We start from the raw sequence: 14,634 nt of genomic DNA on the forward strand, positions 1-14,634 counted from the left end.
GGAAGCACGCATGAGCAGGACCGATCCGGCCCTCGCCAGGGCCCATGACCTGCTCGAGCGCTTCGTCCTCTTCGACGGGCACAACGACCTGCCGTTCTCGATCCGCCGCGCGGCGGACGGCGACGTCGCCGCCTACGGTCTCGACCGCGTCCACCAGGAGAGCGATACCGACATTCCGCGGCTGCGCCAGGGCAAGGTCGGGGCGCAGGTCTTCGCCGCCTTCGTGCCCACCTCGGTGCCCGATCCCGGCCGGTTCACCCTCGAGCAGGTCGCCATCGGCCTCGACATCGAGACGGTGCATGCCGACATTTTCCATCCCGCCCGCCGCGCCGCCGACGTCGCCGCGGCCCGCCGGATGGCCAAGATCGCCTCGGTGCTCTCGGTCGAAAGCGCCGTCGGCCTCGGCGGTTCGCTGTCGCCGCTCAGGGTCTGGTACGCCGCGGGCGTGCGCATCCTCACCCTCTGCCACAACGAGACGCTGGCCTGGATCGATTCGGCCACCGACGCGCCGCGCCACGGCGGCCTGACCGATTTCGGCCGCGCCCTGATCGCCGAATGCAACCGCATCGGCATGATGGTCGACCTCGCCCACGCCTCCCCGAAGGCCCAGCACGACGCGCTGGACGTGGCGGCGGCGCCGCTCCTCTGGTCGCATTCCAACGCCGCGGCGCTCTGCCCGCATCCGCGCAACGTGCCTGACGACGTGCTCGACCGGGTCAAGGCCAATGGCGGCGTCGTCATGGCGACCTTCGTGCCGAACTTCATCTCGCGGAAGAGCCACGACTGGATGACGCCGCTTCAGGTCCACGGCAAGACGCCGCCGGGCGCGGACATCGACACGGCGGTCGCCCGCCGGGCGGCGGAAGCCGGGCCCTGGCCGCGTGCCTCCATCGGCGAACTCTGCGACCACATCCAGTACATCGTCGGCCGCACCGGCCTGGCCCATATCGGCATCGGCTCGGATTTCTACGGCGGCCCCAATCCGCCGGACCTCGCCGACGCCTCGCGCTTCCCCCACCTCGTCGCCGAACTGGTGCGGCGCGGCTGGTCCGACGCGGCGCTGAAAGGGATCCTCTCCGGCAATATGCTCAGGGTCTGGCGGACGGTGGAGAAGGTCTCGGCGACGCTGAAGGCCGCGCGCCCGCCCGGCATCGCGCGCGTCGCCGCCGAGTCGCTTGCGCCCCCCGGACGCAAGAAGCCGGCGACCTGAGGCCGCCGGCTTCCGCGAGAAACGGGACAGGCGCCGTCAGTGCGCCATCAGCACAGGCACCGGCGAGTACTGCAGCAGCGTCGTCGTCGTGCCGCCGAGCACCATCTGGCGCAGGCGCGAATGGGCATAGGCGCCCATGACGATCATCTGCGCGCGGGTGTTCTGGGCGTGCTCGACGATCGTCTTGCCGACATTGCGGCTGTAGGGAAGGTTCGTCACCGTGACCTTCACGCCGTGGTGGGCGAGCATGGGCGCGAGGTCGGCACCGGCCACCAGATCGTCCGCATGGCGGTCGCCCAGCACCGAGACGATCTCCACCTGCCCCGCCTTGTCGATGAAGTCCGAGGCCGATCCGATGGCGCGGGCGGCGACCGCCGAACCGTCCCAGGCGACGACGATGGAATTGCCGGCTCGCGCCGGGTCGAACCCGTCGGGGGCGAGGATGGTGGGGCGCCCGGTGGAGAGCAGCAGCGTCTCGGCGAGTTCGGTGGCCCAGACGTCGTCGGGGCGCGGCCGGCCGCAGACGCAGAAATCGTGCAGGCGGCCGCGCTTGCCGATGCGGCCGAACAGCGGGTCGATGGCGTCCGTCACCACCTCGACGGTTGCGGCGACGCCCGCCGTCTGGGCGGCGCTGCGGATGGCGTCGCAGAGCTCGTCGGCCTTGTCGGTGCGGGTGTCGTTCTCGTCGGCGACGATGGCCTGCACCTCGGCGACGCCGGAATAGACGACCACCGGCACCTTGATGGCGCCGACCACGACGGACAGATGCGCCCCGTGGGAGGCGGCGAGCGAAACGGCATAGTCGATGGCGCCCTGAGGGCGGGCGCCGTCACCGGCAATCAGAGCGAGCAAAACAGACTTGATCGACATGGTGGGGGAGCTCCTTATTCACGAGCGAACACGCCGGGACGGTCGCGCGTTCCAGGTCGTGCGTCCTTGATGGAGATCAGACGCCGCGCCCCCACTCTAGCCGATCAGAGCGGAATGTTGTCGTGCTTCTTCCACGGCGTCTCGGCCGCCTTGTGGCGCAGCAGGGACAGCGCCCGCGCCACCCGGCGACGGGTGGAGTGCGGCATGATGACCTCGTCGATATAGCCGCGCTCGGCCGCCACGAAGGGCGACAGGAAGCGCTCCTCGTACTCCTTCGTGCGCGCCGCGATCTTTTCCGCGTCGTTCATGTCGGCACGGAAGATGATCTCGACGGCTCCCTTGGCGCCCATCACGGCGATCTGCGCCGTCGGCCAGGCATAATTGATGTCGCCGCCGATGTGCTTGGACGCCATGACGTCATAGGCGCCGCCGAAGGCCTTGCGGGTGATGACGGTGACGAGCGGCACCGTGCACTGGGAATAGGCGAAGAGCAGCTTGGCGCCATGCTTGATGAGGCCGCCATATTCCTGGCTCGTGCCGGGCAGGAACCCGGGCACGTCGACGAAGGTGAGGATGGGGATGGAGAAGGCGTCGCAGAAGCGCACGAAGCGGGCCGCCTTGCGGCTGGCGTCGGAATCGAGGACGCCCGCCAGCACCATGGGCTGGTTGGCGACGATGCCGACCGAGCGGCCCTCGAGCCGCGCGAAGCCGGTGATGATGTTGGGCGCGAACTTGCCCTGGATCTCGAAGAAGTCGCCCTCGTCGACCGTCTTCAGGATCAGTTCCTTCATGTCGTAGGGCTTGTTCGGATTGTCCGGCACCAGCGTGTCCAGCGACATGTCGATGCGGTCGGGCTGGTCGAAGGACGGGATTTCCGGCACGCCCTCCGTGTTGTTCGACGGCAGGAAGTCGATCAGGCGGCGCATCTGCAACAGCGCTTCGAGGTCGTTCTCGTAGGCGCCGTCGGCGACCGACGACTTCACCGCATGAACCGAGGCGCCGCCCAGTTCCTCGGCCGTGACGACCTCGTTGGTCACCGTCTTCACCACGTCCGGGCCGGTCACGAACATGTAGCTCGTGTCCTTCACCATGAAGATGAAATCGGTCATGGCGGGCGAATAGACGTCGCCGCCGGCGCAGGGACCCATGATCAGCGAGATCTGCGGAATGACGCCCGAGGCGATGACATTCCGCTTGAAGACTTCGCCATAACCGCCGAGCGCGTCGACACCTTCCTGGATACGGGCCCCGCCCGCATCGAACAGGCCGATGACCGGCGCCCTCGCCTTCAGCGCCATGTCCTGAATCTTGGTGATCTTCGCGGCATGGGCGCCGGACAGCGAGCCGCCGAAGACGGTGAAGTCCTTGGAGAAGATGAAGACGGTGCGCCCGTTCACCGTGCCCCAGCCGGTGACCACCCCGTCGCCGGGGATATGCGACTTCTCCATGCCGAAATCCGCGCAGCGGTGCTGCACGAACATGTCGAACTCCTCGAACGAGCCCTTGTCGACCAGGAGTTCGATACGCTCGCGCGCGGTCAGCTTGCCGCGGGCGTGCTGGGCGTCGATGCGCTTCTGGCCACCGCCGAGGCGGGCCTCGGCACGACGGTCTTCCAGCCTTTCAAGGACGTCCTTCATTGCACGCCGGGGATCGCGCCCCGCCCCTCAGGTATCGAGCCAAGCTGGTCCGATAGCACGCAAGCTCCGCGCCAACCAATGAGACTGAAGGGGGATGCGGCTCAGGCGGCGATCGTCTTGCCCTGGTTGTATTTCCAGATCCCGACCGCCAGGGCGAGCGTGGTGATGCCGGCCACCAGCACCGTGAAGGGCGTGGCGCCGAGCTTCTCGAACCACTGGGTGTAGAAGTGGATGGCGCCGAAGACGGCGGCAAGGTTCAGCACCCACGGCCGGTTGGCCCGCGCCGCCCAGATGCCGGCCCCGACGATGGCGACGAGCCAGGCGACAGAAAAGGCGAAAGCGGGAATGACCGGCGCATAGCGCGAGGTGCTGGCCGGCTCGACGAACCACGTCAGCCTGTCGCCCCAGAGCGAGCCGATCCAGAAGCCGAAATTGACCAGGAGAAGCGCCGTGCGGGCGGCGATGATGGCGAGGCGCGACAGGTCGGCGCGCACCACCTTCGAGGCCTGGTAGGCCGCGATGGCGAGGCCGGAGAACATGAGCACCGTCATCGCCGGCTGGCGGATGGCGAGGAAATAGGTGGCGTGCATGTAGCCGGTTCGCGCGCCGATCGTCGCCGACAGGGCGAGCACGGCGAGCGCGACGAGCAGGCCCGAGCGCGCCGCGATACCGGCGCCAGCGAAAATGGCTGTCACCGCGAGCAGAGCAGGCACAGAGCCCTTGGTCAGGAACATGACGCCGCCGGCGAGCAACAGCGCGCCAGCGAGCACCACGATCTGTGCCAGCACCGACCAGGCCTGTTCGCCCTTGAGCAGAAAGCCGAGGCCGACGCCGCCGAGAATGGCGCCGAGGACCACCGCCACCATGGGCTCCGGCACCAGGCCCATGACGCCGAGCGCCACCGCCACCACGCCGAAACCGATGAGCATGTTCATCGCCAGCGAACCGGTCGTCTCCGCAGCCAGGGTCTGCAGGCGGGCGGCCTCCTCGGGGGTCAGGCGGCCCTGCTCCACCAGCTTGCCGATGTCGAGGGTGATCTTCATGGGCGCGCTCCGGGCGGTCTCTGGGGCATCGTCGGGCCCAGCAATGGCGCCCGCCCCGTTTCACCGTGGTGTCACACGGTGGCGAGCACCGTTGCCGCGGCATCGAACTCGCGGCGCCGGGTCGCGCGCCGCTCGGCGGCTTCGGCATCCTCGCCCCACTGGGAGGCCTGGAAATCCTCGTCCACATGGGCGGCGGCCCAGACGGCGTCGGCGTCGAGCCGGCCGTGCAACAGGGCGAGCGCGAGGAGCGCCGAGCCCGTCAGGGTGGTCACCACCTGGCTCGCCCCGATGCGCCAGCCATCGCCCTGCGGCAGGGCGGCGGCGATCGCCGCGAGCGCGGCGGGGGGCTGGGTCACGAAGACGACGCCCTGCGAGAGGATCAGCCGCGCGCCGATCGCGTCACGCGCCCAGTCGAGCACCGGGTTCCAGGCCGCGTCCTGCCGCGCGACGAGGCTCGCCGGCGAGTCGGCCCGGTAGCAGAGGAGATCGGATCCCGCATAACGGACGATATCGGCGGCGACCGGCGCCGGATCGGGCAGGACGCCGTCGATGATGGAGTTGGCGATGCGCGTCACCGGCATCTTCATCGGATCGATGACCTCGCCGAGTGCGGCCCATTCCGCCGTCACCGCGCCCGCCAGCGCCTCCGATGGAAAGGCCAGCGGATGGCGGCCGGGGGTCTTGGCCGGCCGCCCGTCGAGGAGCAGCCGCCAGCCGTCGTCCGACGGGCCCGCGGACGCCTCCGTGTAGAAGCGTTTGGGATAGGTCGGCTTCATCGCGAGCCGGGCGGCGGCAACGGGGTCGTAGGCGGCGGGATCGAGGTCCTTGGCGAACCAGTCTTCGAAGACGCTCTTGCTCATCAGCGCCATGTAGAGGCTCCGCAGCCCGATTTCAAACCGGCTCAGGCGACGAAGCGCAGGAAGACCTCGCGGGCGTCGGGCATGGGCAGGCCGCGCGGCTCGAAGACGTGGCGGGCGAGGAAATGGCCGGTCAGCCGGAAGCCGGCGCGCACGTCTTCCGGCGCGATGGCGGCGGCCCCGCGCAGGAACGGCGGCAGGGCGAGCAACCGGTCGCGCCAGGGCTCGCCGGCGGCGCGGGACACCGCCCTGCCCGTCTTCGGCGAGACATAGACGAGGTCCTCCGTCGTCCCGGTGGCGGCGCATTCCGACAGGTCGACGCCGAAGCCAAGGAGCCGCAGCACCTCCAGTTCGAAGCGCACCATCAGCGGCGCCGCGATGGCGACGTCGGGCAGCGTGTCGGCGATGAGCGCCACCGCCTCGTAGAGGCCCTCATGGGCCTCGCGCTCCGGCATGAGCCGGGCGGTGGCGGCGAGGAGCGTGATTCCGGCAACGCCCTCCCGCGCCTCCATGAGCCGGGCGGCGCGCGAGACCGAGACCTCGATGGCATAGGTGCCGAGATGCTCGTCCAGCCGCGCCGACCAGTTCGCATGCACGGTGTTGCCGGGCTGGATGACCGGCTGCTGGCGCCGCGACCGCCCTCCCCGCACCAGGCCGAGATGGCGGCCGTGGGCGCGGGTGAACAGTTCGAGGATCACACTCGATTCCCCGTAGGACCGGGCGCCGAGAACGATTCCCTCGTCGACCCAGTGCATCGGGTCAGAAGTCGGAGAGCTTCAGGTCCGGCGAATAGGCCACGTCCTCCACTTCCTTGACGATGGCCTGGCCGCAGATCACCCGGCCCTTGGCGGCGTCGAAGGTCAGTGTCGGCTGGCCGTAGAGCTGCCAGCCCTTGTTGATGGCCTCGCTGACGCGGTGGCAGAAGGCCGAATCGTCGGGCCCGGTCAGGTAGCGGTAGAGCGTGGTGGTGCTTTTCGGTCGGACGGACAGCATGGCTCACCTGCCTTTCGGATATTCGAGCCCCATGCGCTCGTAGCGCTCGGGATCGTCGCCCCAGTTCTCGCGCACCTTCACGAAGAGGAATAGGTGCACCTTGGTCTCGAACAGTTTCGAGAGCTCCTCGCGGGCGGAGGTAGAAATCAGCTTGATGGTCTCGCCCCGCTTGCCCAGCATGATCTTCCGCTGGCCCTCGCGCACCACGTAAATGGTCTGCTCGATGCGGATGGAGCCGTCCTTGCGCTCCTCGTAGCTCTCCGTCTCGACCGTCGCGTCGTAGGGCAGCTCGTCATGGAGGCGGTGGTAGAGCTTCTCGCGGGTGATCTCGGCGGCGAGCATGCGCGCCGGCACGTCCGAAATCTCGTCCTCGGGATAGTGCCAGGGTCCGGCGGGAACGACCGCCGCGAGATGGCGCTTCAGGTCCATCACGCCGGAGCCCGTGGTCGAGGAGATCATGAAGGTCTGGTCGAATCGGGCGCGGGCGTTGACCGCGGTGGCGAGGTCGAGCAGCTTCGGCCGCTCCACGAGATCGACCTTGTTCAGGACGAGGTCCATCGGCTGGCGGATGTCGCCGAGCTTGTCGAGGATGGCGTCCACCGGCTCGTCGATCCCCTTCTTGGCATCGACCAGCACGAGCACGCGGTCGGCGTCCGCCGCCCCGCCCCAGGCCGCCGAGACCATGGCCCTGTCGAGCCGCCGCTTCGGCGAGAACAGGCCGGGGGTGTCGACGAGGATGATCTGCGAGGCGCCCTCCATGGCGATGCCGCGCACCAGCGCCCGCGTCGTCTGCACCTTGTGCGAGACGATGGTCACCTTGGCGCCGACCAGCGCGTTGACCAGCGTCGACTTGCCGGCATTCGGCGCGCCGATGATGGCGACGAAGCCGCAGCGTGTGGTGGTCTCGGTCATGGCCCGGCCTCTGCCTGGGGGAGCGCCGGCCAGACCCCCTCGCGAACGAGCACGGCGGTGGCCGCGGCGATCTCGGCCTGGCGCTTGGCGGCGCCCTCGCCGGTTCCGTCGGCGAGGCCCGGAATGATCACCGCCATGGTGAAGATGGGGGCGTGGTCGGGGCCGGTGCGGGAGACGACCCGGTAGACGGGCGTGGCATAGCCCCGGCCCTGCGCCCATTCCTGCAGGGCGCTCTTGGCATCGCGCAGCGGCGAGGCGTTGGCCGAGAGCCGGTCGCGCCAGTTGCGGACGACGAAAGCCTCCGCCGCCGGCCAGCCGGCATCGAGATGGATGGCGCCGATCACCGCCTCGCAGAGGTCCGCGAGAACGCCGGGCCGGCGACCGACGGCGGTCTGGCTTTCGGTGGGGCCTACATGGACGCCGTCCCCGAGCCCCAACGCCGCGGCGACCTCGGCGCAGGTCTCCGCCCTGACCAGGTCCGACAGGCGCTTCGACAGGGTGCCCTCGTCGTCCTCGGGCAGCGCCTCGAACAGCATGGCCGCCACGGCGAGGCCGAGCACCCGGTCGCCGAGAAATTCCAGCCGCTGATAGGACCCGGACCGCTTCTCGATGCCCGAGACGGCGCTCGGATGGGTGAGTGCGCGGGCAAGCAGCCCCTTGTCGGAGAAGACGTGGCCGATTCGGGCCTCGATCTCCTCGAGGCTCGCCCGCTGGGCCTTGGCTTTGCGACCCGGCGCCACGGCAGCCGTCACCTCACGAGGGTTCCGAACCGCGTCCACCGGATCGACCAGGGCCAGCGCCAGAAGGCCCAGGCGCGCTCGCCCTCCTCGATGGAGAAGAACAGGACCTGGGCGCGGCCGATCAGATGGTCGAGCGGGATCGGACCGACCTGGCTCAGCACGCGGCTGTCGGTGGAATTGTCGCGGTTGTCGCCCATGACGAAGACGTGGCCCTGCGGCACCTCATAAACCGGCGTGTTGTCGTAGAAGCCGTTCTCGTAGAGGTCGAGGGTCGTGTAGGAGACGCCGTTCGGCAGGGTCTCGCGGTAGCGCCGGGTCCGCACCTGACGGCCGTCCTCGTTGTCCATGAAGTCGTCGATGCGCTCGCGCGGCACGGCCGTGCCGTTGATGTGCACCTGGCCGCCGATCATCTGGATCCGGTCGCCCGGCAGGCCGATGACGCGCTTGATGTAGTCGACGTCGGGCTCGCGCGGCAGGCGGAAGACCACCACGTCGCCGCGGTTCGGCACCGACCCCATGATCCGCCCCTCGAACAGATTGGGCGAGAAGGGGAAGGAATATTTCGAATAGCCGTAGGAGAATTTCGAGACGAAGAGATAATCGCCGACCAGCAGCGTCTCCTTCATCGAACCCGAGGGGATGTTGAAGGGCTGGAACAGGAATGTGCGGATCACGAAGGCGATCAGCAGCGCGTGGATCACCACGCGGACCGTCTCGCCCAGTCCGCCCTTGTTGTCTTCGGCCACGCGCTCGAACCTCATGTCGAATGAGCCCGCCCTATAGCCCGCCGCGGCGAGGTCATGCAACGACAACGGCGTTCAGCTGCAATTCGTGACCTGATTGGCGCAAAGGCTCCGCCACCAGCCGCGATGGCCGCCGATCTCCACGAGGCCCCAGACGCCGGAGCAGGCGTGGAGCCGCTGGACCGGATCGCCGGTGCCGATGGGGCTGTCCCGACGGGTCACGTTCGCATGGGCGGAATGCTCATTGGGTGCCTGATACAGGCGACCCGCCGGCAAGCTGCCAAAGGCCAGGGCAGCGCCGACCAAGCGGGCGGAAACCCAGCCTTGCCCGCGCGGTGCCTGGGGCAGATGTCGTGGATAGCGCTCGCCGTAGGCCACCCCCGGCGCGCTGATGTCGCGGACGAGAAACCAGCCATTCCGGTATCCAATGATCTTGAACTCAGACCGGTAGGTCTCGCCCGTGTCGCCCTCCCGGTCCGGCGCCTTCCATGGCGCAGGGATACGGCCGATTACGCGGGCCCGGGCGCTGGGCCCGGCCCGAAGGTTCATGCCGGCCGGGTCGGTGTCGGCTGACCACCCGCCGATGTCGCAAGCCTCGGTGCCGGCAGGCAGTCGTTGCCGCGCTATGAGCAACTCCTCGACGTCCGAGACGAAGCCGGTCCATTCCTCGGTGTCCTGTGCGAAATGGGCGTCGACCACGCGCGAGCCGGTCGTCACGAACCGGTCGCCGGCCAAGGCGAGATCGAATTCGATGGCCTGCCCGGCATCGGCGGCGCTGCCCGGGCGGGCCGGATCGTCGGCCCCGTCCCGGAACAGCGACACGTAGCCCTTCATCCGCCGCAGATCGACGTTGCGGACCGGGCCGGGAACCCATCCCGCCGGCGGGCTGGTTCCCGGCGCATTGATCCAGCCATGGGTGTCGATCCGCCGCATCGTATCGCCGGAAACGAGATAGGCGGCACCAACCCGACGGTCGAGCTGAACGATGACGCCCTCAGGCCTACCCTCGGCCTGGCTGAAGAATTTCGGCTCATCCCGCGACACGTCGTAAGGCTCGAGCGCCCGGCCGATGACCGTGGCCGCATCATTGAGGCCTCGTGACAGGATGAACAGGTTCACGCCCTGTTCAATGCCGTCGCCATCGCTTCCGGTGGCCTCGAACACCTTGGCACGGACGAGCTGAAGATGCTGCCCGCCGATCGTCCAGCTCGATACATCGACCGTTTTGCAGCGTAGCTCGCCGACCCGGCGTCCCCGCTGCGAGGAATCCCGGCTGGCCTGGAGCACGGGATCGAGCCGCCAGTCCGTATCACCCAGGCTGCATGGCGGCAGGACCAACGATCCCTGACCGAGGGATGGTGACGCGAAGCCGACCGAAGCAGCGAGAGCCAAGGCGATGCGGATGCTGCGAACAGAGCTGGACACGGCGGCTTCCTCCCGCGTCCTCCTATCCATCCGGCGTGCTGCCAGCCGATCCCGCCGGGCGACCGCTGCCGTTTCCAGCGTTTCGCTAGAACTGCACTTCCTGCCGGTTGCGGATGGATCGGCCGGTCGTATCGCGCAGCTCGGGCGCGATCACCGGCGGCGGCGTGCCGGGCCCGAGCGGATCGCGCGGCGCGGTGATCCGCCGCGGCGGCTCGCGGTTGCGGTCGACCGTGGTGGGGATGGCGCCGGCCGACTGACCGCTGACGATGGTGCCGCCGAGAGCATTGCCGCCGGTCGGCGCACCGGTGGAGACGCGGGAGACGTTGGTGAGGCTGGTGCTCTCCCGCGCGCCGGGCGCGGTGCGCATGCCGTCGACCTCGATGCGCGAGGGCGCCGTGGCGACGGTGCGGCCCGAGGGCGCGGCGGCCTGCCCCACGGTCGCGGGCGCCGGCAGGGCGGCGGTCTCCACCCGCTGCACGGGTGCGGCCGGGACCGGGGCGGGAGCGGCGACGGGCGCTTCCCGGCCCATGCAGCCGGCCAGGAGCAGGACCGGGAGGATAATGGTGGCGGCGCGCATGGTCATGGGGTCGGTCCGTTCAGGCCGCAGGCAGGGCATCGGGCATCATGTCGTAGGGCGCTTTCCATCCGGGCAGCGCCGCCATCCGCTCCCGCCAGGCATGGAGGTGGGGGTAGCCGGCCTCGATGTCGTAGCCGGTCTCGGTCTGCGGATAGAACATGTAGCCCGCGATCGACATGTCCGCGATGGTCGGGCGGCCGGCGACCAGGAAAGGCGTCTGCGAAAGGTGCTTGTCCACCAGCGACAGCGCGCCGTCGACCCGCCCGCGCAGGAAGGACAGCACGGCGGGGTCGGCCGGCTTGCCGGCGAGCGACAGCATGAAGCGGTGGGTGGCGAAATAGCTGGTGAACTTGTGGTTGTCGAAGAGGATCCAGCGGAGGATGTCGAGCTCCTCGTCCTCGTTGGTGGCGGCGAACTGGCCCGTCCGCCGCGCCAGATAGGTCAGGATGGCACCCGATTGCGACAGCCGCCGGCCCTCGTGCTCCAGAACCGGCACCTCGCCCATGGCGTTGACGTCCTGGCGCCAGACGGCATCGCGCGTCGCCCCGTCGAAGAAGCGAACGAGGACCGGCTCCCAGTCGAGCCCGCAGGCCGACAGCATGAGCGCGACCTTGTAGGCGTTGCCCGACTGGGCGAAACAGTGAAGGCGATAGGCGGCCACGATGACCCCGCGACTGGCGAGACGGAATGACGCAGGGAAGCGGCGCGCCATGGCGAAATGGTGGCGGAGCCTCAGCGCCGGCGGCGATTGCCCTGCGGCTGGCCCTCACCCTGGTTCGCATGGGGTCCGAGGGCCGGATCCGGCGGCAGCGGCGGCGGCGTCGCATTGACCACCGGCGGCCCGGGAGGCGCCGCGGGCTGGGTCTGGGCGCAGCCGGCGAGCCCGGCCATGGCGACGACGGTCAGGCCCGCGAGGATCTGTCTCTTCATGGCTCAACGTCTCCCTGGATGACAGATGCCCTTTACCGCCCGCATGGCGGCCTCCGCAAGTCGCCCGAAAACGGCAAGCCCCTGGCAACCTTAAACAAGTCTTAGGTGCCGCCTTCTACAGTCCGTTACCAGCAAGGTTGCGCGTTCGGAGACCACGATGGATATCGCCACAATCCTCGGGCTTGTTGGGGCCATCGGCGTCATCGTCACCCTCATCATGATCGACGGCGGCAATTTCGCCCAGTATTTCGACAAGCACGCGGTCATCATCATTTTCGGCGGCTCGGCCGTGGCGACCATGGCGCGGTTCCCGCTCGGCGTCATCGCCCACAGCCTGCCGATGGGGTTCAAGGCGGTCCTCGCCATGCCGCAGTCGAGCCCGCGCGAACTGGTCGAGGAGCTCGCCCGCATCGCCGACGTCGCCCGCAAGCAGGGTCCGAACGCGCTGGAGAAGCTGGACGTGTCGGACGCTACCCTCGCCCAGGGCATCCGCTACATCGCCGACGGCTACGACGCCGACTTCATCCGCCAGACGATGGAGACGGACAAGGACAACGTCTACGCGCAGCTCGACGAAGCCCAGAAGGTCTATCGCTCCATCGGCGACTGCGCCCCCGCCTTCGGCATGGTCGGCACCATCCTCGGCATGGTCAACATGTTCGCCAACATGACCGACCCCTCCAAGCTCGGCCCGATCATGGCCATGGCGCTGCTCGCCACGCTCTACGGCGCCGTCGTGTCCAACTTCGTCTGTCTGCCGATCGCCGACAAATGCCACTTGAAGATGGCCGAGGAGGATCTCAACCGCTCGATCATCATCGACGGGGTCATCCAGATCCGCAATCAGAAGAGCCCGCAGGTCGTCAAGGAGATGCTGCTGGCTTATCTGACGCCGCACGATCGCCACGCACTGGCCGAAGCCGCCTGAGGTCACCATGGCAAAGCGCAAGGGTGGAGGTCATGCCGGCGGCCACGGCTGGTATGTCACGTTCGCCGATCTCATGGCCCTGCTCATGTCCTTCTTCGTCGTGCTCGTCGCGACCTCGAATCAGGACGAGCGCAAGAAGCACATGATGACGGGCTCGTTCCGCGAGGCCTTCGGCACGACCAGCAACACCAGCCTCACGGGCATGATCGAGCTGCACGGCATCCCGACCCGGCCCTTCATCCAGAACCTTTCCTCCACCCCCGAATCACCGACCGACCGGCCGGCGCCGCGAACCGACGAGCGCAACCCGGACGCCATCAACGCCATGGCCGACCGCCGCATGGCGCTCGCCGCCGCCAGCCTGCGCCAGGCGCTGCAGGCTTTCCCGGAGATCGCCGAACTCTCCAAGAACGTCATCATGGAGGAGCGCCCGGACGGGCTCGACATCCAGATCGTCGACCAGGACGGCCGCGCCATGTTCCCGCCGGACGGCCGCGAGCCCTACGAGCGCACGCGCCGCCTCATCGCGGCGCTGACCCCGGCCCTGCGGCAATTGTCCAACCGCGTCACCATTACCGGCCACACTTCCGGCTCGCGCGTCCTCGGGCGGCCCGGCTACGGGCCCTGGGACCTGACCGCCGACAGGGCCAACGCCGTCCGCATGATCATGGAGGAGCACGGCCTGCCGCCGGACCGCATCTTCGCGGTCATCGGCAAGGGCGACAGCGAGCCGATGTTTCCCGACGATCCCTATCTCGCCGCCAACCGGCGGGTGTCCATCCTGCTCATGAAGGAAGCGCCGGTCGCGCCGCGCGCCTTCCTCGGCAACTGATCAGGTCCAGCCGATCATGCCGAGGAACTCGTTGACGACCTTGTTGAACCGGATCGCGTGCTCGAAATAGACGGAATGCCCGGCGCCCTCGACCCTGTGGGTCGAAGCGCTCGGCCAGCTGTCGGCGACGAGTTCGATCCCCCGCGGGCAGATCAGCGGATCCTCCGAGCCGATCACGAACAGCGCCGGGCAGGTCATGCGGGCGGCATCGGCCGCGCCGCGCGTGCGCATGGCGCGGATTCGCTTGCCCACATCGTCCTTGTCGAGGCCATAGGTCAGCCGGTCGATGCCCTGGTAGAGGGCGTGCAGTGAGGGATTGTCCTCTGCCATGCGCTCGCCGGCCGCCCGGTGAATGCCGCGGGCGGTGAAGTCCGCGAGCCGCGCGGGCATGGCCTGGCGCCAGGCCTGCACCTGCGGATCGCCGAAACCGTCATAATCGAAGGAGCCGGTCGTGCAGGCCATGACCAGCCCGGCGACGCGCTCGGGGGCGGCCAGCGCCGTCTCAACGCAGGTCCAACCGCCCATCGACTGGCCGATGATCACCGCCTTGGCGATGCCGAGATGGTCGAGCAGGGCGAGAAGATCGCCGGCATAGAGCGTCGGATCGGCGACGCCACCGGGCGCGGTGGAGGGCGCAAAGCCGCGGTGAGAGAAGGTCACCACCCTGTGCCACTGGGCGAAGACCGGCGCCGATTGCCACCAGCTCAGGTGATTGCCGCCGAGACCGTGGGCAAAGACCATGGCCGGCCCCTCGCCACCCGTCTCGTAGTGGATCACCGCCCCGTCGGGGCGCTCCAGGCGGCCGGCGGTCAGCATGGGATAGGGTTTGGACATGGAAAGCGCTCCTCGGACCCCGCCAGCCTAGACCGCCGGTGGCCACGCCGGAAGCGTGTGCCATGCAGGCCGACCGTGCCGGCGCGCCCCTTTCCGCCGGCCT

17 protein-coding genes are annotated in these 14,634 nt (G+C 68.9%); 3 read left to right on the forward strand and 14 right to left on the reverse strand.

What is annotated here, in order from left to right; all coding sequences use genetic code 11:
• The first annotated feature begins 10 nt into the window (after nucleotides 1–10).
• Entirely contained in the window at nucleotides 11–1,210 is a 1,200-nt protein-coding gene (locus tag C6569_RS07995; RefSeq protein WP_106748351.1) for a dipeptidase, read from the forward strand.
• Between the two features lie 36 nt (nucleotides 1,211–1,246).
• Here the strand turns inward: C6569_RS07995 and C6569_RS08000 are convergent, their stop codons facing one another.
• From C6569_RS08000 to C6569_RS08060, 13 genes are all read right to left on the reverse strand, one after another.
• Nucleotides 1,247–2,080 (reverse strand): universal stress protein, encoded by an 834-nt coding sequence (locus tag C6569_RS08000; RefSeq protein WP_106748352.1) that lies wholly within the window; start codon nucleotides 2,078–2,080, stop codon nucleotides 1,247–1,249.
• A 104-nt stretch (nucleotides 2,081–2,184) separates the two neighbouring features.
• Entirely contained in the window at nucleotides 2,185–3,717 is a 1,533-nt protein-coding gene (locus C6569_RS08005; protein WP_106748353.1) for an acyl-CoA carboxylase subunit beta, read from the reverse strand.
• A 101-nt stretch (nucleotides 3,718–3,818) separates the two neighbouring features.
• Complete coding sequence (locus C6569_RS08010) at nucleotides 3,819–4,760, reverse strand: hypothetical protein (RefSeq protein ID WP_106748354.1); 942 nt, start codon at nucleotides 4,758–4,760, stop codon at nucleotides 3,819–3,821.
• Between the two features lie 71 nt (nucleotides 4,761–4,831).
• Nucleotides 4,832–5,620 (reverse strand): ATP12 family chaperone protein, encoded by a 789-nt coding sequence (locus C6569_RS08015; RefSeq protein WP_181314008.1) that lies wholly within the window; start codon nucleotides 5,618–5,620, stop codon nucleotides 4,832–4,834.
• 41 nt (nucleotides 5,621–5,661) lie between these two features.
• Nucleotides 5,662–6,372 (reverse strand): DNA repair protein RecO, encoded by a 711-nt coding sequence (gene recO, locus C6569_RS08020; protein WP_106748355.1) that lies wholly within the window; start codon nucleotides 6,370–6,372, stop codon nucleotides 5,662–5,664.
• A gap of 4 nt (nucleotides 6,373–6,376) precedes the next feature.
• Complete coding sequence (locus C6569_RS08025; RefSeq protein ID WP_106748356.1) at nucleotides 6,377–6,610, reverse strand: DUF1737 domain-containing protein; 234 nt, start codon at nucleotides 6,608–6,610, stop codon at nucleotides 6,377–6,379.
• A gap of 3 nt (nucleotides 6,611–6,613) precedes the next feature.
• A complete protein-coding gene (gene era, locus C6569_RS08030) occupies nucleotides 6,614–7,522 on the reverse strand; it encodes a GTPase Era (RefSeq protein WP_106748357.1) in 909 nt (302 codons plus the stop codon).
• On the reverse strand, nucleotides 7,519–8,262 hold the full coding sequence (gene rnc, locus C6569_RS08035; RefSeq protein WP_106748358.1) for a ribonuclease III: 744 nt from the start codon (nucleotides 8,260–8,262) through the stop codon (nucleotides 7,519–7,521). The genes era and rnc overlap by 4 nt, the downstream gene beginning before the upstream one ends.
• Before the next feature lie 8 nt (nucleotides 8,263–8,270).
• Complete coding sequence (gene lepB / locus C6569_RS08040; protein WP_245898268.1) at nucleotides 8,271–9,008, reverse strand: signal peptidase I; 738 nt, start codon at nucleotides 9,006–9,008, stop codon at nucleotides 8,271–8,273.
• Nucleotides 9,009–9,080: 72 nt separating this feature from the next.
• Nucleotides 9,081–10,430, reverse strand: coding sequence for an SH3 domain-containing protein (locus C6569_RS08045; protein ID WP_146144758.1), 1,350 nt, complete (start codon nucleotides 10,428–10,430; stop codon nucleotides 9,081–9,083).
• Nucleotides 10,431–10,515: 85 nt separating this feature from the next.
• Entirely contained in the window at nucleotides 10,516–11,013 is a 498-nt protein-coding gene (locus tag C6569_RS08050) for a hypothetical protein (RefSeq protein ID WP_146144759.1), read from the reverse strand.
• A 13-nt stretch (nucleotides 11,014–11,026) separates the two neighbouring features.
• Entirely contained in the window at nucleotides 11,027–11,668 is a 642-nt protein-coding gene (locus tag C6569_RS08055) for a glutathione S-transferase family protein (protein WP_106750950.1), read from the reverse strand.
• A 71-nt stretch (nucleotides 11,669–11,739) separates the two neighbouring features.
• A complete protein-coding gene (locus C6569_RS08060) occupies nucleotides 11,740–11,937 on the reverse strand; it encodes a hypothetical protein (RefSeq protein ID WP_106748361.1) in 198 nt (65 codons plus the stop codon).
• A gap of 157 nt (nucleotides 11,938–12,094) precedes the next feature.
• On the opposite strand from C6569_RS08060, the gene C6569_RS08065 reads away from it, so the two are divergent.
• Together C6569_RS08065 and C6569_RS08070 are read left to right on the forward strand one after the other, a co-directional pair.
• Nucleotides 12,095–12,865: a motility protein A gene (locus C6569_RS08065; RefSeq protein ID WP_106748362.1), complete on the forward strand. Its 771-nt coding sequence runs from the start codon at nucleotides 12,095–12,097 to the stop codon at nucleotides 12,863–12,865.
• A 7-nt stretch (nucleotides 12,866–12,872) separates the two neighbouring features.
• Entirely contained in the window at nucleotides 12,873–13,697 is an 825-nt protein-coding gene (locus C6569_RS08070; protein WP_106748363.1) for an OmpA/MotB family protein, read from the forward strand.
• Here the strand turns inward: C6569_RS08070 and C6569_RS08075 are convergent, their stop codons facing one another.
• Nucleotides 13,698–14,531: an alpha/beta fold hydrolase gene (locus tag C6569_RS08075; RefSeq protein WP_106748364.1), complete on the reverse strand. Its 834-nt coding sequence runs from the start codon at nucleotides 14,529–14,531 to the stop codon at nucleotides 13,698–13,700. It lies immediately after the preceding gene.
• Nucleotides 14,532–14,634: the final 103 nt, after the last annotated feature.

The sequence above is a fragment of the Phreatobacter cathodiphilus genome, from assembly GCF_003008515.1.
In the GTDB taxonomy this organism is placed as follows: domain Bacteria; phylum Pseudomonadota; class Alphaproteobacteria; order Rhizobiales; family Phreatobacteraceae; genus Phreatobacter; species Phreatobacter cathodiphilus.

Excerpts from the sequence above, each read along its gene's own strand:
- C6569_RS07995 (WP_106748351.1), top strand. The coding sequence starts at position 11 with ATGAGCAGGACCGATCCGGCCCTCGCCAGGGCCCATGACCTGCTCGAG.
- C6569_RS08070 (WP_106748363.1), top strand. The coding sequence starts at position 12,873 with ATGGCAAAGCGCAAGGGTGGAGGTCATGCCGGCGGCCACGGCTGGTAT.
- era (WP_106748357.1), bottom strand. The coding sequence starts at position 7,522 with ATGACCGAGACCACCACACGCTGCGGCTTCGTCGCCATCATCGGCGCG.
- C6569_RS08065 (WP_106748362.1), top strand. The coding sequence starts at position 12,095 with ATGGATATCGCCACAATCCTCGGGCTTGTTGGGGCCATCGGCGTCATC.
- C6569_RS08060 (WP_106748361.1), bottom strand. The coding sequence starts at position 11,937 with ATGAAGAGACAGATCCTCGCGGGCCTGACCGTCGTCGCCATGGCCGGG.
- C6569_RS08005 (WP_106748353.1), bottom strand. The coding sequence starts at position 3,717 with ATGAAGGACGTCCTTGAAAGGCTGGAAGACCGTCGTGCCGAGGCCCGC.
- C6569_RS08025 (WP_106748356.1), bottom strand. The coding sequence starts at position 6,610 with ATGCTGTCCGTCCGACCGAAAAGCACCACCACGCTCTACCGCTACCTG.
- recO (WP_106748355.1), bottom strand. The coding sequence starts at position 6,372 with ATGCACTGGGTCGACGAGGGAATCGTTCTCGGCGCCCGGTCCTACGGG.
- C6569_RS08015 (WP_181314008.1), bottom strand. The coding sequence starts at position 5,620 with ATGAGCAAGAGCGTCTTCGAAGACTGGTTCGCCAAGGACCTCGATCCC.
- C6569_RS08010 (WP_106748354.1), bottom strand. The coding sequence starts at position 4,760 with ATGAAGATCACCCTCGACATCGGCAAGCTGGTGGAGCAGGGCCGCCTG.
- C6569_RS08050 (WP_146144759.1), bottom strand. The coding sequence starts at position 11,013 with ATGACCATGCGCGCCGCCACCATTATCCTCCCGGTCCTGCTCCTGGCC.
- C6569_RS08075 (WP_106748364.1), bottom strand. The coding sequence starts at position 14,531 with ATGTCCAAACCCTATCCCATGCTGACCGCCGGCCGCCTGGAGCGCCCC.
- C6569_RS08000 (WP_106748352.1), bottom strand. The coding sequence starts at position 2,080 with ATGTCGATCAAGTCTGTTTTGCTCGCTCTGATTGCCGGTGACGGCGCC.